This is a genomic window from Pseudomonas putida (assembly GCF_050989985.1).
Classification (GTDB): Bacteria; Pseudomonadota; Gammaproteobacteria; order Pseudomonadales; family Pseudomonadaceae; genus Aquipseudomonas; species Aquipseudomonas putida_AI.
The window spans coordinates 1647397-1666214 of sequence record NZ_CP158815.1; the positions used below are offsets into that span (position 1 = coordinate 1647397).

Here is an 18818-nt window from a genome sequence, read left to right on the forward strand (position 1 = left end):
CTCAGTCCAGACTCACTATGGAGGCACTGTGAAAGCATTGCAAGGCGTTGACGGTCAAGTGGCGTGGGTAGAACAGCCCAGTCCTGCATGTGATGTAGGGCAAGTTCGCATACGAGTGGCGGCTGCGGGACTCAATCGCGCCGATTTGTTGCAGAAGGCCGGTCTGTATCCGCCACCACCGGGGGCCAGTCAGGTGCTCGGTCTAGAGTGTTCGGGGGTGATCAGCGAGGTCGGGCCGGGCTCTTCCTGGCAGGTGGGAGATCGGGTTTGCGCCTTGCTGGCCGGGGGCGGGATGGCCGAAGAGGTGGTTGTCGACGGACGGCACGTGCTGCCGGTTCCCGACGAAATGTCGTTGGCTGAAGCCGCTGCCGTGCCGGAAGTTTATGCCACCGTCTGGCTGAATCTGTTTCAACTGGCCGCGCTCAAACCGGGTGAAAAAGTACTCCTGCATGCCGGGGCAAGTGGAATCGGTTCAGCCGCCATTCAGCTGTGCAAGGCCTTTGGTAACCCGTGCTGGGTCAGCGTCGGTTCCGCGGACCGCCTGGCCTACTGCGAAGCGCTCGGCGCCCAGGGGGGCGTGGTACGCACCGACGACCTGGAGCGCCTGCGTGACCTGGGGCCGTTCGATGTCATTCTCGACCCGGTGGGCGGCAACTACGCGGCACTGAACCTGAAACTGCTGGCCGGTGACGGTCGTTGGGTGCTGATCGGTTTGATGGGCGGCCGTGAGGCCACGCTGGACCTGGCGCAGGTGCTGGCCAAGCGTGTGCAGTTGCTGGGCTCGACCTTGCGCAGCCGTAGCGATCAGTTCAAGGCGGATCTGTTCAGCGATCTGAGCCAGCACGTGTGGCCGCTGTTTGCCGAAAAACGCCTGAGCCCGCAACTGGCCAAGACCTTCCCGATCAAGGATGCGGAAGCGGCGTTTGCGGAGTTGGCGAGTAACAAGGTGGCGGGGAAGGTGGTGCTCTTGATTGATGAGAGCCTGACCTGACACCACAAAACCCTGTGGGAGCGGGCTTGCTCGCGAAGGCGGTGTGTCATTCAACAGATGTGTTGAAGATAAGACCGCTTTCGCGGGCAAGCCCGCTCCCACAGGGGATCTCGGTTACTTCCAGAGATGGATCGGCCAGCCGGCCTTTTCAGCCTGTTCGCGCAACACCGGATCCGGATTGACCACGTGCGGGTAATCCACCTTCAGCAGCAACGGCAAATCATTGCGTGAGTCGGAGTAGAAGCTCGCGCCCTCCAGGTTTTCCTCTTCCGCATCCAGCCACTCCAGCAGCCGGGTGATCTTGCCTTCGCGGTAGGTCAGGGTGCCGACGGTGTTGCCGGTGTAAACCCCGTGCGCCACTTCCAGGTCGATTCCGAGAATCTCGTCGATTCCCAGGCGTTCGGCGATCGGTGCCACCAGATGGGTGCCCGAGGCCGAGATCACCAGGATGCGGTCGCCGGCCTTGCGGTGAGCAGCGATGGCCTTGGTGGCGTCGCTGAAGATGATCGGCTCGATAAAGTCCTCGACCCAGGGGCCGACCAAATGCTCGACCTCGGCGGGTGTGCGACCGATCAAGGGTTCCAGGCTGAAGGCCATGTAGTCCTCCATCGCCAGATGCCCCCTGCCGTAGGCATCCATCAGTTCCTTGTCGCGACGCAGGAAGGATTCGCCGTCGACCCAGCCAAGGCGGACCATCTGTTCGCTCCACAGCGACGCGCAATCGCCGTGGATCAGGGTTTCATCCAGATCAAAAATTGCCAGGGCCATCAGTGCAGTTCTCTCTTCAACGTCAGCGAAGCCATCAGGCTACCTCACGCAGGGCTGTTGGATCGATGGAAAGTGCCAGGCGCTGACCATCGGGATGCAGATCGGCGCCCGAACGGTTAAGCACGTCCACCACCAATTCCACGCCCCGGGCTTCGACCCGGTAACGGATCACGTTGCCCAGCAGGCTGTGACTGCGAATCTGGGCGTCCATCTCGCCGTTCAAACTCAGTTGAATGGCCTCCGGACGAATCGCAATGCGATGGTTGATCGGGCGCTGCAGCAGTTTCGTCGCGCTCTCGGCGTCCAGCAGGTTGTAGTTGCCGATGAAGCCGGCGGCGAACACATCCACAGGAGCGGTGTAGAGCGTTTCGGCGTCGCCGCTTTGTACGATTTTTCCCTGATTCATCAGGAAAATCCGGTCAGACATCGTCAGGGCTTCTTCCTGATCGTGTGTGACGAAAATCGTGGTCAGGCCGAGTTCGCGCTGGATCTGGCGGATCTGTTCGCGCAAGTGCTTGCGAATCCGCGCATCGAGGGCCGACAGCGGTTCATCCAGCAGCAACAATCGTGGGCGGGTCACCAGAGAGCGGGCGAGGGCCACGCGCTGGCACTGACCGCCGGACATTTGATGGGGATAGCGGGCGGCAAAATCCTGCAGCTCCACCAGTCGCAGCACCTCGGCCACGCGTTTCTGGCTGTCGTCGGCGTTGACCTTCTGCATGCGCAAACCGAAGGCAACGTTTTGCTCGACGGTCATGTTGGGGAACAGCGCATAGCTCTGGAACACCATGCCGATCCCGCGCTTCTGCGGGCTCAAGGGCACGATATCGACGCCGTCGAGCAGGATCTTGCCGCCGTCCACCGGCGTCAGCCCGGCGATGCAGCGCAGTAGCGTGGATTTACCGCAACCGGACGGGCCGAGCAGGGTGACGAATTCGCCTTTCTGGATCTCGCAGTTGATGTCGCTGAACACCGTGGTGCCGGCGTAATTCTTTTGTAGATGTTGGACGCTGACATAGCTCATTCGCTTTTGTCCTTGTTCAAGATATTGGCCGCCCAGGTCATAACCAGCACAAAGAAGAAGTAGGAAATCACCAGTGCACTGGTGAAGTGACCGCTGCTGTTGCGCATGTTGTTGAGGTAGACCTGCAGGGTTTCGTAACGGGTGCCGACGAGGATGTTGGCGAACACGAACTCACCGAACAGGAACGAGAACGACAGCAGCAATGCCACCATCAGGCCCTTGCGCAGGTTCGGCAGCACCACCAGGATCGCCGCCTGGAAGGTGCTGGCACCGAGCAGTTGGGCCGCGTCCATCAGGTCGCGCAGGTTGATCGCTTGCAGGTTATTGGTGATCGCCCGGTACATGAACGGCAGCGCCACGGTGAAGTAGCAGCCGATCAGGATCCAAGGCGTACCGACCATGGCGAACGGCCCGGAACCGTAGAGCTGCAGCAGGCCCACCGACGACACCACTGGCGGCACCGCAAAGGGCAGCAGGATCAGGATGTTCATCAGCGCATCGAGTTTCGGGAAGTGGTAATGCACCACGAACAGCAGCGGCAGTATCAGGACGACCGACAGAATCAGCGCGCCGACGCAGACCAGCAGCGACTGGCCGAAAGCGTTCAGAAAGCGCGGGTCACTCCACAGCTGCACATACCATTTGATGCTGAAGCCGCTGGGCAGGATGGTTGCCGACCAACTGCTGGAAATCGAATAGATGAAGGTGCCGAGCAGCGGAAGCAGCAGGATGGCGAACAGCAGATAGACCACTACCCGGTGATAGATACCGACGGGGCCCAATTCAGCGCGAGACATGGTAGCTCCTCTTCAGCAGCAGCTGATGCACGACGGTCACCAGGGTCATCAACGCCACCAACACCACGGCCAGGGCGCTGGCCAGGTTCGGGTTCAGGGAAATATCACCCGAGACCATCGCCGCGATACGGATCGGCATCACGTTGAAATTGCCGGTGGTCAGGGCATACACCGTGGCGTAGGCGCCAAGGGCGTTGGCCAGCAGGATCACGAAGGTGCCAAGCAGCGCGGGAGTCAGTACCGGCAGGCCGATGTGGCGCCAGAACTGCCAGCCGTTCGCGCCCAGCAAGGCGGCGGACTCACGCCAGTCTTCACGCAAGGCGTCGAAAGCCGGGTAGAGCAGCAACACGCCAAGGGGAATCTGAAAGTAGGTGTAGAGAATGATCACCCCGGTTTTCGAATACAGGTTGAAGTCCTGAATGATCCCGGCCTGCTTGAGCATGATGGTGAAGCTGCCGTTGAAGCCCAGCAGGATGATGAACGCGAACGCCAGGGGCACGCCGGCGAAATTGCTGGTCATGTTGGCGAAGGCGTTGACGAAGTTGCGCAGTTTCGAGTCGACCCGGCGCAGGGAGTAGGCGCCGAGTACCGCGATGATGATGCCGAACACGCTGGACCAGAAACTGATCTCAAGGCTGTACTGGATCGCCTGCAGATAGAACTTGGAGCTGAAAATCTTGCTGAAGTTGGCGATACCCCAGCCGAACTCTTCCGACTCCAGGCTGTTGATCATCACCCATACCAGCGGGGCGATTTCGAACACGATGAAGAACAGTGCGAAGGGCACCAGGCACAAGGCTGCCAGCCATTTGCCGCGGGTCATGGCATTCACTTGAGCAGCTCCCGGCACACGGGTTTGTCGTGGGGCACGCCCAGCAGTTCGCAGACAGTACCGCAGATTTCGGTCTGTTTCGGTGCGGCGCCAGCATCCAGGCTGAAGGCGTCGCCAAGTACGAACAGCGGCACTTCACGCTCTTCGGGCAACAGGCCGTTATGGGAGCGGTCGTTGTTCATGCCGTGGTCGGCGGTCACCAGGACCTGATAACCGGCGTCGAGCCAGCCTTGCAGATAGTCGGCGATGATGATGTCCGCCGAGCGCGCGCTGTTGCGGTACTGCGGGGTGTCGAGGCCGTGCTTGTGCCCGGCGTCGTCGATATTCATGGGGTGCACCAGCAGGAAGTTCGGCGCGTGGCGCAGGCGCAGGTTCTCCGCGTCGGCAAACAGGTGCGAATCGGGGTAGTGATCGCTCCAGTAGAAGTGTCCGTGCTGGATCGGCAGTTGCGGGTTATCGGTGTGACGATCCCGGGCTGCCACGAATGGCGAGCGGTTGTACAACTCACTGACCCAGTGATAGGCCGCCGCAGCGGTTGTAAGGCCCGCGTCGGTGGCGTAGTGATAAATGCTGCGCTGGTTGGACAGGCGCGAGATGTTGTTGTGCACGATGCCGCTTTCGATCGGTGTAACGCCGGTCAGGATGCATTCGTAAAGCGGTCGGGACAGGGCCGGCAATTCGCACTCCAGTTTGTAGAGCGCTGCGCGTCCTGCGCCGACATAAGCCTGCAGGTGCCCCATGGCGTGGCGGGCGACCTGGTAATTGAGGCCGTCGAGCACGACAAGGATGACGTTGTGCTTCATAGGGGCAAAAACTCCACGAAACTCGGGTTTATCTCGGTCCACTGTGGGAGCGAGCCTGCTCGCGATGAGGGACTGTCAGTCAACATAAAGGTTGAATGTCAGATCTCTATCGCGAGCAGGCTCGCTCCCACACTGGATTCCCAGCGTTTGTGCTACAGCGTCATTTCATCTCGACAATGACTTCTTCGTTCCACTTCTGAGGCAGCGCCTTGGAGGTCTTCTCCCACGCATCTGCGTCCTTGATCGGGGTGACCTTCTTGTACTGCTCGTTCGGCAGCAGCTTGGCCTTGACCTCGGCCGGCAGGGTCAGGTGATCGGCACGGATAGGACGGGCGTTACCCTTGGCCAGGTTGATCTGGCCGGCGTCGCTGAAGATATATTCGCGGGCCAGCTTGGCGGCGTTCGGGTTCTTGGCGTACTTGTTGATGATGGTGGTGTAGCCGGAAATCACCGAGCCATCGGACGGGATCAGCACCACATAGTCATCCGGGTTGGCCATCTTGGCCTTGTAGCTCAGGCCGTTGAAGTCCCAGACCACGCCGACTTCGATCTCGCCTTTTTCCATGGTGGCGATGGTTGGGTTGGCCATCGACAGGCGACCTTGCTTGGCGATATCGGCAAACAATTTCAGCGCGGGATCGATGTTTTTCTCGTCGCCACCGTTGGCCAGTGCCGCGGCGAGAACGCCGTTGGCAGCCTGGGCGGCGGTGCTCACGTCACCGATGGAAACCTTGTATTTCCCGCCCTTCAGGTCAGCCCACTTGGTTGGAGCTTCGGAACCGTGCAGCAGCTTCTTGTTGACGATAAAGGCGATGGTGCCGGTGTAGGCCAGGGCCCAGTGACCGTCCTGGTCTTTGGCCCAGGTCGGTACCTGGTCCCAGGTGGATGGCTTGTAGGGCTGGGTCACACCCTGTTTCGTCGCGATCGGGCCGAAGGCGGCACCGACGTCGCCGATGTCGGCGCTGGCGTTGTCTTTTTCCGCGGCGAACTTGGCGATTTCCTGGGCCGAGCTCATGTCGGTGTCGATGTGTTTCAAGCCGTAGTTCTTGGCCAGATCGGCCCAAGTGTCTTTCCAGTTGGCCCAGTCATCGGGCATGCCGACGCTGTTGACTGCGCCTTCCGCTTTCGCGGCGGCTTCCAGGGTTTTCAAATCATCAGCCGCCATGGCGGCGGTGCACATGGCAATGGTCGAGCCTAACAGTGATGCCAGGAAAAACTTTTTCATTCCAAAGCTCCTTGGGTCGTGTTCAACGCTGCGATTGCGGTTTGTGGTTGGTCTAGGTCAGCAATACCTGAGCCAATCTAAGGGCCCTCGATGACACTTTGATGTCGTTCGTCGCCCGAACTGGCTTTTATTTGCCCGGCATTGGCGGGTGTCCGGTAAGCGTAGACCATCGGCAAACGCCCGCTGCGCAAGGGACTTGGCCGGGGTATTGCAGGTCCGGGAACGCTCCGGGCGCACGACCGTTCGGTCGCTTGTCATCTCACAGTCATCTGCACTGCCTACGCTTGCAGGATGCTTAAGGAGCCCGTTTTTCGTGCGGTTCTGCCCTGAAATCGTGCTGGTCTAGTCCAGATAGGTAATGTTGATGCGTGATGAGGCAACAAAAGCGGTGACCGCCATTGGCCAGGTGTTGCAGGAGCAGCTCGATCACGGGCTGCTGGCACCCGGCAGCAAACTGCCGGCCGAGCGCAAGCTCAGTGAGTTGTTCGGGACTACGCGCATTACCGTGCGCGAGGCTTTATTGCAGTTGGAGGCCCAGGGGCAGATTTATCGCGAAGAGCGGCGTGGCTGGTTCGTTTCGCCGCCGCGCCTGGCCTACAACCTGATGCAGCGCAGCCACTTTCACGCGATGGTCAGCGCCCAGGGGCGAGTGCCGTCCACCGAGGTGATTTCTGCGCGGTTGCAGCCGGCCTCGGCGGCGGTCTGTGCCTGGTTGCAGTTACCGGCGCTGTCGAGCGTGATTCAGATCTGCCGTTCCCGGCGCATCGATGGGCGATTGGTGCTGTACGTCGAGCACTATCTGAACCCGCAGTATTTTCCGGGGATTCTTGAGTTCGATCTGAATCAGTCGATCACCGAGCTCTATGCGCGGCATTACGACCTGCATTACGGACGGGTGCGTTTCGAGATCGTGCCGACGGCCTTGTCAGTGGACGCGGCCGCGGCATTACGGGTGTCGGTGGGTAGCCCGGGGTTGAGCATTGCGCGGGTCAATTACGATCAGCACGAGCGGTTGATCGACTGCGACCTGGAGTTCTGGCGCCACGATGCGATTCATGTCGGTGTGGATGTGGTCTGATCCGCTCCGCCACCGGCGGTGATGACCTGCACGCTCATCCGCGGCGTCGCCAGGTCCATCCCGGCCTCATCCAGATGCCGTTTCAGCGACAGGTTGAAGGCCCGGGAAACCTCCCACTGCTTGATCGGCGCAGTCTTGAAGCGGGCGCGCAGGATAGCGTTGCCGGATTCGAAACTTTCCACCCCCTGAATCTCCAGCGGCGACCAGATATTGCGGCGTTGCAGCGGATCGGTGCGCATTTTCTGGCCGACGTCCCGCATCAGCTTGATGGCACTGTCGATGTCCATGCTCGCCGGCACGGCCACGCGGAAGATCGCGTAGCCGAATTCCCGGGAGTAGTTCTTGATGCTTTTGATTTCGCTGAACGGGATGGTATGGACGATGCCGTCGATGTCCCGCAGGCGCACGGTGCGAATGGTCAGGCCTTCGACGGTGCCCAGGTGGCCGCCGACGTCCACGTAGTCGTCGATGGCCAGGGAGTCTTCGATGATGATGAACAGCCCGGTGATCAGGTCGGCTACCAGCGATTGCGCGCCGAAACCGATGGCCAGACCGATCACGCCGGCACCGGCCAGCAGTGGCGTGACGTTCATGCCCATGTTCGCCAGGGCGACGATCAGCGCGATGATGAAAATCGCCACGAACAACACGTTGCGAATCAGCGGCATCATGGTTTGCGCGCGGGCGTTGGCCAGGCCCTTGCGCGAGCGGGTGAGGGCGTGATGCACGGCGGTGTCGCTGAGAATCCAGATCAGCCAGGCAAAGATCAGTGTGCCGCCCAGGCTGAACAGCTTGACGCTGATTTCATGCCCTTCGCCTTCGGTGAAGCGAATCAGCGACATGCCCCAGACCCTCAGGCCGAGTTCGATGAAGGCCAGCCAGACCACCAGGTGGGCGAGGGTGTAGAAGAAGCTTTTCAGCCGTTCGGAATACAGCGCGTGGCGCTTCACGCCGCGATGGGGCTTGAGGGCATGGCGGCGGACCAGGCCGTTGATGACCATGCACAACACCAGCAGCACGGTGCAGATCAGCGACTGGCGCAGGGCGGTGCTGGTATCGCCGGCCGAGACGAAGGTGGCGAATAGCGAGATACCCACCAGTACCAATGCCGGTACGAACCAGAAGGTGCCGAGGATTTCGATGCTGTCGCTCAGCGCGCGGCGGGTCAGGCGCCGGGACAACGGCTGGTTGCGGATCAGGTGAGCAATCGGGCGGCGGAAGCGCAGGATGAACAGTCCCGTGGACAGCGCCGCCAGAACATTGGCCGCAGTCGCGGCAGTATGCGCCAGATGCACACCCAGGCTGTTGACCAGGCGCGGGTCGTTCAAGGCTTCGCCGAACGCGGCGAAGCTGCCGATCAGCCACAGTGGGTGAAAGGCCTGATGGCGCAGGATGTACAGGGCGCGGTGGCGGTGCGGGCCGTCGAGCAGGGAAAAGGCGATCACACAGATCGCCGAAAAACAGGTGCCGACCACCAGGGCGTAAGCCAGCACCATGGCCAGGCTCTTGCCCAGCGACGAGGGCAAGGCGTAGCTCAGGTAGACAGTGATGACCAGCGCGATCAGCCACGGGCCGAGCTTGCGCAGGGCGAAACGCAGCATGTCCAGGGCCCGGGGATGTTGCGGCAGCTCTTCGGTCAGGCCGAAACGCATGCGTACTCGGTGGCCGATCCAGATCAGCGCCGCCGCCAGCAGGCTCCAGACCATCAGGATCATGGCAAAGGCAAAGATGATGGGCAGCCATTCGTTGGCCGGCAATATCAGGGCGTTCAGCTCGTCCCGGGCCAGGCCGAATTCGTCGGACCAGCGCATGAGTGGGCTATCGGCCCCGGTGAATTGTTTTTCGAAGTTGGCCAGCGTTCCGCCGATCAGGCCCAGCACGCCCTCTTCGGTAGTTGGCTGGGCCTTTTTCGTGGCGTCGCGCAGTTTCTTCAAGTCCGCCAGCAGCTTGGTGCGCTGCTGGTCGTTCTCCAGTGACTTGATCACTTCATCCAGGGATTGCCCGAGGGGTTCCTGTGCCTGCGGCTGGGTATTGGCCGAACTGTTGAGCAGGCTCGGCAAACCGGCCGCCTGGGCAGGCGCCATCGACAGCAGTGTCATCAGGCCGATGAGGAAAAAGCACGGTAGGGCGAACAGACGGGCGAGCACTGGGCGGTCAACCTCGGAGTGAGCGGGTCGACCGAGTGTACGAGCCCGTCAAAATCAATGCGAGTCAGGCGAGGATTTATTCGTTGAGCTTGGCGAGGATCTTGATCACGACGGTGGCGAGGATCGTCAGCATGCCGATCCACATGGCGAACACACCGGCGTTCTTGTCGCGGAAGTTGAAGCCGATCGCCAGCAGGATCATTCCGGCGAGAATCGGGATCAGCATGGCATTGAAGGTGGACATCGAAATCATGGCGACTGCCTTGTCGGAGGGGGTATTTAAAGTCTAGGTGGCTTTGAGTGACTTGTAGGAGCGAGCTTGCTCGCGATGGACTTCAGGGCTCCGCGTTTATCCTGAAAACACGCGTAATCGTTGGCGTCCATCGCGAGCAGGCTCGCTCCTACAGGGGGGGTTACGGCAATTCGCGGCAGGCGTAGAACGCGCTCAGCACTTTGACCAGGTGGGCCAGGTCATGGCTGCCGCACAGCTCGCGGATCGAGTGCATGGCGAACGTCGGCAGGCCGATGTCCACGGTGCGCACGCCCAGGTGACTGGCGGTGATCGGGCCGATGGTCGAGCCGCAGCCCATGTCGCTGCGCACCACGAAGCTCTGCACCGGCACTTCTTCGGCCATGCACAGGTGACGGAAGAAGCCGGCGGTTTCGCTGTTGGTGGCGTAGCGCTGGTTGCTGTTGACCTTGATCACCGGGCCGGCGTTGAGTTTCGGGCCGTGGTTGGCGTCGTGCTTCTCGGCGTAGTTGGGGTGTACGCCGTGGGCATTGTCGGCCGAGACCAGCAGGGATTTCTGAATGGTGCGCACGAACTCGTCACCTTCAGGCAGCAGGCGGCGCAGCGTCTGCTCCAGCATCGGGCCGTCGGCGCCACATGCCGAGCATGAACCGACTTCCTCGTGGTCATTGCACACCAGCACGCAGGTTTCGTCGGTGTCGGCGGTGAGCAGCGCCTGCAGGCCGGCGTAGCACGACAGCAGGTTGTCCAGGCGCGCGCCGGCAATGAAGTCGCCGTGCAGGCCGATGACGGCAGCGCTTTGGGTGTCGTAGAAGCTCAGCTCGTAATCCAGCACCACGTCGGCGTTAAGGCCGTGTTCACGGGCGAGCTGGTCGGTGATCACGGCGCGGAAATCCACGCGCTCGTCGCCGGCGAATTGCGCGAGCACCGGCGGCAGCTCGGTTTGCGCGTTGATCGCCCAGCCCATGTTGGCTTCACGATTGAGGTGAATGGCCAGGTTCGGGATGATCGCGATTGGTGCCTTGAAGTCGATCAACTGGCTTTCGACCTTGCCGTCGCGGCGGAAGGTCACGCGGCCGGCCAGCGACAGATCGCGGTCGAACCAGGGGGCCAGCAGCGCGCCACCATAGACTTCGACGCCCAGTTGCCAGAAACCCTGGCGTTGCAGTTCCGGTTGGGGCTTGACCCGCAGGCACGGGCTGTCGGTGTGGGCGCCGACCAGGCGAATCCCGCCGTGCAGGGGCGAGTGACGGCCCATTTTGATCGCGACGATGGAGGAGTCGTTACGGGTGACGTAGTAGCGGCCATTGGCTTCGGTATGCCATGGCTCACGCTCGTCGAGACGTTGATAACCCGCCGCTTCCAGACGCTGAACAAGGCTGGCGGTGGCATGGAACGGGGTAGGGGAGGCCTTGAGGAAGTCGATCAGGCCTTGGTTCAACTCTTCGCGCATAAGTAGCTCCAGACAGCAATGGCGCCAGTTTAACGTATTGACGGCAGTCGGGGGCAGGACTGTTCCTGTGGGAGCGAGCCTGCTCGCGATAGCGGTGTGTCAGGCGACATCGATGGTGCCTGGTGCGGCCTTATCGCGAGCAGGCTCGCTCCTACAGGGTTTTTTGTGTGTCGCTTAGAACGGAGCAGGGCACTCGAAGCGCAGGCGTTCGCCGCTTTGCGGGTGGGTGAAGCTGAGCATGCTGGCGTGCAGGCACAGCCGTGGCCAGGCGGCGAGGGCCTGTTCGTGGGCGTACAGTCCGTCGCCCAGCAACGGATGACCGATGGACAGCATGTGCACGCGCAATTGGTGCGAGCGGCCGGTGATCGGCGTGAGTTCCACGCGGCACCAGTCGCCGCAACGTTCCAGCACCCGCCAGAAGGTCAGGGCGTTTTTGCCGAATTCATGGTCGACCACATGCCGAGGCTTGGTCGGCGGGTCGTAGCGCAATGGCAAGTCGATGCTGCCGCTGTCCAGCTCGGGTTGGCCCCAGCACAGTGCGATGTAGGCTTTTTCGGTTTCGCGGTCGTGGAACTGCCGGGACAGCTCACGGTGCGTATCGGGATCCCGGGCCAGCAGGATGATGCCGGAGGTTTCCCAGTCCAGCCGATGGACGATGAGCGCGTCCGGGTAGCCGTTTTCCTGCAGGCGGGTAATCAGGCAGTCCTTGTTGTCGTCCGCCCGGCCAGGGACGGAAAGCAACAGGGTCGGTTTGTTCACCACCAGAATGGCGGCGTCCTGATAAATGATGTGGACGTTGGACAACGGCATTAAAACAGCCTCGTAACAAACGCCAACGGCGGCTGTAGGAGCGAGCTTGCTCGCGATGGAGTGTCAGCAAAATCAATGTGGCTGACACACCTTCGCGAGCAAGCTCGCCCCTACAACCGCCGTGGCTCCAGCCGGATCGACTCAGCGATCTGGCAGGGTGATATTGAGTTCCAGAATCGAGCAGCTGCCCTGGCTTTCCAGTGCGACATGCACGTCATCGGTACCGATATTGACGTACTTGCGGATCACCTCGACCAGTTCCTTCTGCAAGGCTGGCAGGTAGTCCGGGGTGCTGCGTTGGCCGCGTTCGTGCGCCACGATGATCTGTAGACGCTCTTTCGCTACCGACGCGGTGCTTTGCTTTTTGTTGGCACGAAAGAAGTCAAAAAGGTTCATTGCTTAGTTGCCTCCAAACAGGCGCTCGAAGAATCCCTTCTTCTGTACATCGAGGAATCGATGATCCACGGTCTTGCCCAGCAGGCGATCAACGGTATCGCTGTAGGCCTGGCCGGCATCGCTCTGGTCGTCGAGGATCACCGGAACGCCCTGGTTGGATGCCTTGAGCACCGCCTGGGATTCGGGGATCACGCCGAGCAGGGTCACCGAGAGGATTTCCTTGACGTCTTCTACGCCGAGCATTTCGCCTTTGCTCACACGCTCCGGGTGGTAACGGGTAATCAGCAGGTGTTCCTTGATCGGGTCTTCGCCGCGTTCGGCGCGACGGGACTTGCTGGCCAGCAGGCCGAGCATGCGGTCGGAGTCACGGACCGAGGACACTTCAGGGTTGGTCACGACGATCGCTTCATCGGCGAAGTACATGGCCAGGTGGGCGCCTTTCTCGATGCCCGCCGGGGAGTCGCAGACCACGAACTCGAAGTCTTCCTTGAGTTGCATCAGGACTTTTTCCACGCCTTCGACGGTCAGCGCGTCTTTGTCGCGGGTCTGGCTGGCGGCCAGCACGTAGAGGTTTTCCAGGCGCTTGTCCTTGATCAGGGCCTGCTGCAGGTTGGCTTCGCCGTTGACGACGTTGACGAAGTCGTACACCACACGGCGCTCGCAACCCATGATCAGGTCGAGGTTACGCAAACCGACGTCGAAGTCGACGATCACTGTTTTGTGGCCGCGCAGAGCGAGGCCGGTACCGATGGCGGCGCTGGTGGTGGTCTTACCCACACCACCCTTGCCGGATGTAACCACGAGAATCTTGGCCAAGGTGTTTCACCCCTAATGAAAAAGGACTTTTAGCCCCTGAAAAACATCTCTTTAAAACAACTGCAGTCGAACAGCCTTGGCTGGAATTCGGTTTTGGGCGGTGTTTACGTCCGGTAAACACTGCTTTTGGCCTGTTTCCTACTTCGTTTGAGCCACTTTCGCTACGTTTTAGAGATGTTTGGAAAATGCGGCAGTATCCGTTAAAGACGAATGATGTTCAACACATCGCCCGACAGGCTGACCTGCACGCCCGAACCCCATAAAGGGTCGCGGCGCAGATCTTCGGAGACCTTGTAATGACCGGCGATGGAAACCAGTTCAGCGCTCATTTGCTGACAGAAAATCCTGGCTTTCGTGTCGCCCTTGACCCCGGCCAGCACACGACCACGCATGGGGCCGTATACATGGATGTTGCCATCGGCGAGAAGTTCCGCCCCCGGGCTGACCGAGGAGATCACCACCAGGTCGCTGCCCTGGGCATAGATCTGCTGGCCACCACGTACTGGCGAAGTGATGATTTTTGTCGGCTTGATCGTGGGTTCCGGCGGCTTTTCCGGTTTTTTCGCGACGGTGCCTTCGTTCAGGTCCAGGGCGCGCTCACGGGCGCCGGACGGCGGCAATACCGGCAGGTCGACGGCAATGGCGGCGGCGATGTCTTCGATGCGGCTGGCACGGATGGCCAGGGTGCGCAGGCCGTGCTGGCGGCACACGCGCATCAGGCCTGGCAGATCGATCACGCCTTCGCTGGCCGGCAGTTTGTCCAGGGCCAGGACCAGCGGTGCATTGCTGAAAAAACCAGGTGCCTGGGCTACCTTGGCGGCCAATTGCCGGTCGAGGCCCTCGAGGTCGTTACGGGCCAGTTCCAGCACGGTAATGGCCAGCATGCTGCCCTTCAGCTGGAACACGGGGTCCTGGTCTTGCGGTTCGGTTTGGCTCATGGTCGGCATACAACGACTTGTCACTAAAAGTGCCCAGACTTATAACGAGATCGCCCGCAGGCCGCAAGCCGGGTCGAACGATGTAGAATGCGCGGCCATTGTCTTTATGGAAGCTTTAATGGATCGCCCGCAGTTTCGCGCAACCTTTCTATCTCCACGTTTCTGGCCGCTGTGGTGTGGCCTTGGGCTGTTGTGGCTGATCGTCCAGTTGCCTTATCCGGCATTGCTGTGGATCGGTCGCGCCCTGGGTGCCTTGATGTATCGGGCCGCCGGCGACCGACGGCGCATCGCCAAGCGCAACCTGGAGTTGTGTTTCCCTGAAAAGTCCGCTGCCGAGCGCAAGCGCCTGCTCAAGGAAAACTTCGCTTCCACCGGCATCGCTTTCTTTGAAATGGCCATGAGCTGGTGGTGGTCCCGGGAGCGCCTGGCCAAACTGGCCCACGTCGAAGGGCTGGAGCATTTGCAACAGGCCCAGCGCGAAGGCAAGGGCGTGATCCTGATGGCCGTGCACTTCACCACCCTGGAAATCGGCGCCGCCCTTCTTGGCCAGCAGCACACCATCGACGGCATGTACCGCGAGCACAAGAACCCGTTGTTCGACTACGTCCAGCGCCAGGGGCGCGAGCGGCACAATCTCGACTCGCTGGCGGTGGAGCGCGAGGACGTGCGTGGCATGCTCAAGTTGCTGCGCGCCGGCCGGGCGATCTGGTATGCACCGGACCAGGACTACGGCGCCAAGCAAAGCATTTTCGTGCCGCTGTTCGGCATTCAGGCGGCCACCGTCACCGCCACCAGCAAGTTCGCGCGTCTGGGCAAGGCGCTGGTGGTGCCGTTCACCCAGGAACGCCTGGCGGACGGCAGTGGTTATCGGCTGGTGATCCATGCGCCGCTCGAAGGTTTCCCCGGTGAAACCGAAGAAGAAGACTGCCTGCGCATCAACCAGTGGATTGAAGGCGTGTTGCGCGATTGCCCGGAGCAATACCTGTGGGCCCATCGCCGTTTCAAGAGCCGTCCACCCGGCGAGCCCAAGCTGTACGCCAAGCGCGGTTGAACAACCGAACCCTGTAGGAGCGAGCATGCTCGCGATGGTGGTGAACGATAGCGCGGGGCGCCTGACACCCCTCGGTGTTTTCACGACCATCGCGAGCAGGCTCGCTCCTACAGGGAACGGAAAATCCCATCAAATAGCATGGAGCGTTGTGTATGAGTCCCGCTGAACCGGTTACAGGTTTGATTCTTTCCGGCGGCGGGGCTCGGGCGGCCTATCAGGTCGGTGTGCTGGCGGCGATTGCCGAGCTGCTGCCGATGGGCGCCGACAATCCATTCCCGGTGATCGTCGGCACCTCCGCCGGGGCGATCAATGCGGTCAGCCTGGCCAGCGGTGCCATGGATTTTCGCGCCGCGATCGAGCGCCTGACCGCCTTCTGGCAGGGCTTTCGCAGTCATCTGGTGTTGCGCAGTGATTGGCCCGGGGTGATCCGCCAGGCCAGTCGTTTTGTCGGTCACAGCCTGCTGGGCCTTGGCGCCCAGGTGCCGGTGGCGTTGGTCGACAGTTCGCCCCTGCGCGAATTGCTCAACGACAAGCTGCACATGAACGGCATCGCCGAAGCCATCGCCCGCCAGCAGTTGCATGCGGTGGCTGTCACCGCGTTTGGCTACGAATCCGGTCAGGCGGTGACCTTCTACCAGGGCACCGGCACCATCCACGATTGGCTGCGCCATCGCCGCATTGGTGTCCCGGCGCAATTGTCCGTTGAACACCTGCTCGCCAGTTCGGCGATTCCGTTGCTGTTCGCCCCGGTGAAAATCGGCGAAGAATTTTTCGGCGATGGCGCAGTGCGCCAGTCGGCACCGATCAGCCCGGCGCTGCACCTGGGGGCGAGCCGCGTGCTGGTGGTGGGGGTCAGTGGCAACCCGCGGGGCATCGATCCGGAGCAGCCGCTGCAACGGTCCTGGACCGGGCAGCAACCGACCCTGGCGCAGATCGGTGGGCACATGCTCAACAGCACCTTCATTGACAGCCTGGAAAGCGATATCGAGCTGTTGCAGCGTTTGAATCAGTTCAGCCACCTCATGCCCGCGGGCACGCCGATTCGTACCCTGGGCGTGGCGCCGGTGGAGGTGCTGGTGATTTCGCCGAGCCAGCCGATCGACGAGATTGCCGCACGCCATCGTCATGAATTGCCGGCAGCGTTGCGCCTGTTCCTGCGCGGCCCGGGGGCGACCAGGACGAGTGGGGCGGGGGTGTTGAGCTATTTGCTGTTCGAGGCGGGGTATTGCAGCGAGCTGATCGATCTGGGGCGGCGCGATGCGCTGGCCAAGAAGGATGAGCTGTGCCGGTTTCTAGGCCTGGCGGAGCCTTTGGTGTTGGCTTGATGTTGGTGGTGCGGCAATCGCGAGCAGGCTCGCTCCCACAGGGGATCTTCAGCACGACAAAGATCAACTGTGGGAGCGAGCCTGCTCGCGATGGCGTCCTGAAGGACGCCACATCAATCAAAAATCAGAAGTGCACCTTGACCAGGAAGCTGGTCACGCTCTGATCGGTCTTGAAGCCCTGGCTGTCTTCGATACCGTACTTGTTCTTCCAGTAGTCGTACTCGACACCCACGTACAGCTGCTTCTCGCCCAGGTTCAACGCCTTGCCCAGGTCGTACTTGATCTGTGGGTTGAAGTGCAGGTTGGCGTGGTATTCGCCCTTGCTGTTCACGTCGTTGTCGACCACCCAGTCCATGAAACCGTCGATCAGCACGTTCGAGTCGCCCACCGGGATGGTGTAGGACCAGACCGGGGTGACTTGCCAGATGTTGTCGCCCGGACGGTCGCCTTCGGTGTGACGGTTGTAGAAGTTCAGCTGGAAGTAGTCGAAGCCCGGGATGGCCAGATCGAAGCCAGGGCCGATCAGGTAGGACTCGGTATCGTCTTCACCGAACTCGTAGGTCATGGCCAGCAGCACGTCCTTGATCGGGCCGAACTCCAGCTTCTGGTCGAAGATCTTGCCGAACGACAGGCGCGGGCTGAACTCGCCGTAGTAGGTGTTCTCGCCGGCGAAGGCGTCTTCCTTGCCGTTGTAGAAGATCTTGTCGATGAAGAAGAAGTTGTCGCCGTATTTCCAGCCATCGGCGTGTTCGAAGGTCACGGTCTGCTGAATGCGCGGATTGACCTGGAAGTCCTTGCCATAGAGGTAGGTCAGGCTGTTGTTCTGCCATTGCAGCAAGTCGCCTGCCATGGCCTGACCCCCTGCCAGCATCGATCCCGCCAGCATCAGGCTAGTGCACGTGCGTTTCATTCGGTTGCTCCCAAAAAGTAGTGGTTCACGATTTTTTTAAGGTCGACGCTCTGGTGTGGCGCCTTTTTCTGTAGCTGTTAAAAAATCATCCAATCGGTCAGCTTGAGTGCTGTCAGCCAGCGCTGCACCAAGGTTTCGAAAACAAAAAAACTCCCGCTCGGCTGCCCTGGAGCAGTCGATTGAGAGGGTTTTGGGGATGCCTTGGTACCGTCCAGAGCCGGGATAAGTTGGCTTTCTGGTCAGGAATTAAATCCGGGCTTTTTTTTAAAGCGGATTCAGGCGGCCGCGGAGAATACTGACTCCTCGGCCAGGTCTCAAGTGCTGCGCAACCGCACACCGACGACAGGCTTGGGGCACGGTTGCGGTTCATCTTAGAAATGCACCTTCACCAGCAGGCTGGTGGTGTTTTCGTTGGTGTCGAGGTTGCGGTTGTTCTCGATGCCGTATTTGTCCTTCCAGTAGCTGTATTCGATGCCGGCATACACCTGCTTCTCGCGCCAGCCCAGGGCTTTGCCCAGGTCATATTTGATCTGCGGGTTGAAGTGCAGGTTGGCGTGATAGGTGCCGTGGGAGTTCTGGTCGTTGTCCGTGACCCAGTCGATGTAGCCATCGATCAACAGACTCGAATTGCCCAGCGGCAGGGTGTAGGACCAGGCCGGCGTGATCTGCCACACGCCATCGCCGGGACGCGAGCCTTCGGTGAAGCGCTGGTAGATGTTCAGGGTGACAAAGTTGAAGCCAGGCACCTTGAGGTCAAAGCCCGGACCGATCAGATAGGCCTCGGTGTCGTCTTCGCCATTCTCGTAGGTCATGGCGAGCAACACGTCCTTGATCGGGCCCAGCTCCAGTTTCCGGTCGAAGATCTTGCCGAACGACAGGCGCGGGCTGAACTCGCCGTAATAGGCGTGCACGCCTTTGTTCCGGTCTTTCTCGCCGTTGTAGTAGGTGCTGTCGATGAACATGAAGTTGTCGCCGTACTTCCAGCGATCGGCGTGCTCGAAGGTCACCGTTTGCTGGATCGACGGGTTGACCGCGAAATCCTTGCCGTACAGGTAACTCAGGCTGTTGGTCTGCCACAGCAGTAAATCCCCGGCCATGGCCTGGCCGGCGGCCAGGAGTCCAGCGCCCAACAGCATGCTTGTCTGTGTCCGAATCATCTGTTGCTCCTTCTTGTTTTTATTTTTGCGAGGCGCAGGCAACCCCA

The 18818-nt window shown here is 60.8% G+C and carries 19 protein-coding genes; 4 read left to right on the top strand and 15 right to left on the bottom strand.

What is annotated here, in order from left to right; all coding sequences use genetic code 11:
• The first annotated feature begins 28 nt into the window (after window positions 1-28).
• On the top strand, window positions 29-991 hold the full coding sequence (locus ABTV29_RS07950; RefSeq protein WP_433769571.1) for a zinc-binding dehydrogenase: 963 nt from the start codon (window positions 29-31) through the stop codon (window positions 989-991).
• Between the two features lie 114 nt (window positions 992-1105).
• On the opposite strand, the gene ABTV29_RS07955 is transcribed toward ABTV29_RS07950, so the two are convergent.
• From ABTV29_RS07955 to ABTV29_RS07980, 6 genes are all read right to left on the bottom strand, one after another.
• A complete protein-coding gene (locus tag ABTV29_RS07955) occupies window positions 1106-1759 on the bottom strand; it encodes an HAD family hydrolase (protein WP_433769572.1) in 654 nt (217 codons plus the stop codon).
• A gap of 34 nt (window positions 1760-1793) precedes the next feature.
• Window positions 1794-2783 carry an ABC transporter ATP-binding protein gene (locus ABTV29_RS07960; protein ID WP_433769573.1) on the bottom strand — a complete coding sequence of 330 codons (990 nt, stop codon included), beginning with the start codon at window positions 2781-2783 and terminating at the stop codon, window positions 1794-1796.
• Window positions 2780-3580, bottom strand: coding sequence for an ABC transporter permease (locus tag ABTV29_RS07965; protein ID WP_433769574.1), 801 nt, complete (start codon window positions 3578-3580; stop codon window positions 2780-2782). The genes ABTV29_RS07960 and ABTV29_RS07965 overlap by 4 nt, the downstream gene beginning before the upstream one ends.
• On the bottom strand, window positions 3567-4403 hold the full coding sequence (locus tag ABTV29_RS07970; RefSeq protein WP_433771785.1) for an ABC transporter permease: 837 nt from the start codon (window positions 4401-4403) through the stop codon (window positions 3567-3569). Before ABTV29_RS07970 ends, ABTV29_RS07965 begins: the two co-directional genes overlap by 14 nt.
• 5 nt (window positions 4404-4408) lie before the next feature.
• Window positions 4409-5215, bottom strand: coding sequence for an alkaline phosphatase family protein (locus ABTV29_RS07975; protein ID WP_433769575.1), 807 nt, complete (start codon window positions 5213-5215; stop codon window positions 4409-4411).
• Window positions 5216-5375: 160 nt separating this feature from the next.
• Window positions 5376-6440 carry an ABC transporter substrate-binding protein gene (locus tag ABTV29_RS07980; protein WP_433769576.1) on the bottom strand — a complete coding sequence of 355 codons (1065 nt, stop codon included), beginning with the start codon at window positions 6438-6440 and terminating at the stop codon, window positions 5376-5378.
• A 364-nt stretch (window positions 6441-6804) separates the two neighbouring features.
• Between ABTV29_RS07980 and ABTV29_RS07985 the strand changes: the two genes are divergently transcribed.
• Entirely contained in the window at window positions 6805-7518 is a 714-nt protein-coding gene (locus tag ABTV29_RS07985; RefSeq protein ID WP_433769577.1) for a UTRA domain-containing protein, read from the top strand.
• On the opposite strand, the gene ABTV29_RS07990 is transcribed toward ABTV29_RS07985, so the two are convergent.
• The 7 genes from ABTV29_RS07990 to minC form a co-directional block, all read right to left on the bottom strand.
• Entirely contained in the window at window positions 7494-9665 is a 2172-nt protein-coding gene (locus ABTV29_RS07990; RefSeq protein WP_433769578.1) for a mechanosensitive ion channel family protein, read from the bottom strand. The two genes, ABTV29_RS07985 and ABTV29_RS07990, sit on opposite strands and share 25 nt — an antisense overlap.
• Window positions 9666-9741: 76 nt before the next feature.
• Complete coding sequence (locus ABTV29_RS07995) at window positions 9742-9918, bottom strand: hypothetical protein (protein ID WP_433769579.1); 177 nt, start codon at window positions 9916-9918, stop codon at window positions 9742-9744.
• Window positions 9919-10078: 160 nt separating this feature from the next.
• Window positions 10079-11368 (bottom strand): M18 family aminopeptidase, encoded by a 1290-nt coding sequence (locus ABTV29_RS08000; RefSeq protein ID WP_150772629.1) that lies wholly within the window; start codon window positions 11366-11368, stop codon window positions 10079-10081.
• A 174-nt stretch (window positions 11369-11542) separates the two neighbouring features.
• Complete coding sequence (locus ABTV29_RS08005; protein ID WP_433769580.1) at window positions 11543-12178, bottom strand: RluA family pseudouridine synthase; 636 nt, start codon at window positions 12176-12178, stop codon at window positions 11543-11545.
• 141 nt (window positions 12179-12319) lie between these two features.
• Window positions 12320-12574 carry a cell division topological specificity factor MinE gene (minE, locus tag ABTV29_RS08010; protein WP_110964248.1) on the bottom strand — a complete coding sequence of 85 codons (255 nt, stop codon included), beginning with the start codon at window positions 12572-12574 and terminating at the stop codon, window positions 12320-12322.
• A gap of 3 nt (window positions 12575-12577) precedes the next feature.
• On the bottom strand, window positions 12578-13390 hold the full coding sequence (minD, locus tag ABTV29_RS08015) for a septum site-determining protein MinD (protein ID WP_007974946.1): 813 nt from the start codon (window positions 13388-13390) through the stop codon (window positions 12578-12580).
• A gap of 200 nt (window positions 13391-13590) precedes the next feature.
• Window positions 13591-14328: a septum site-determining protein MinC gene (gene minC, locus ABTV29_RS08020; RefSeq protein WP_433769581.1), complete on the bottom strand. Its 738-nt coding sequence runs from the start codon at window positions 14326-14328 to the stop codon at window positions 13591-13593.
• A 118-nt stretch (window positions 14329-14446) separates the two neighbouring features.
• Here minC and ABTV29_RS08025 point away from each other — a divergent pair, with 118 nt between their 5' ends.
• Together ABTV29_RS08025 and ABTV29_RS08030 are read left to right on the top strand one after the other, a co-directional pair.
• On the top strand, window positions 14447-15379 hold the full coding sequence (locus ABTV29_RS08025; RefSeq protein ID WP_433769582.1) for a lipid A biosynthesis lauroyl acyltransferase: 933 nt from the start codon (window positions 14447-14449) through the stop codon (window positions 15377-15379).
• A gap of 152 nt (window positions 15380-15531) precedes the next feature.
• A complete protein-coding gene (locus ABTV29_RS08030) occupies window positions 15532-16704 on the top strand; it encodes a patatin-like phospholipase family protein (protein ID WP_433769583.1) in 1173 nt (390 codons plus the stop codon).
• 124 nt (window positions 16705-16828) lie between these two features.
• On the opposite strand, the gene ABTV29_RS08035 is transcribed toward ABTV29_RS08030, so the two are convergent.
• The gene (locus tag ABTV29_RS08035; RefSeq protein WP_433769584.1) at window positions 16829-17614 is read right to left on the bottom strand and encodes an outer membrane protein OmpK; all 786 of its coding nucleotides are present in this window, start codon (window positions 17612-17614) and stop codon (window positions 16829-16831) included.
• Window positions 17615-17985: 371 nt separating this feature from the next.
• A complete protein-coding gene (locus ABTV29_RS08040; RefSeq protein ID WP_433769585.1) occupies window positions 17986-18771 on the bottom strand; it encodes an outer membrane protein OmpK in 786 nt (261 codons plus the stop codon).
• Window positions 18772-18818: the final 47 nt, after the last annotated feature.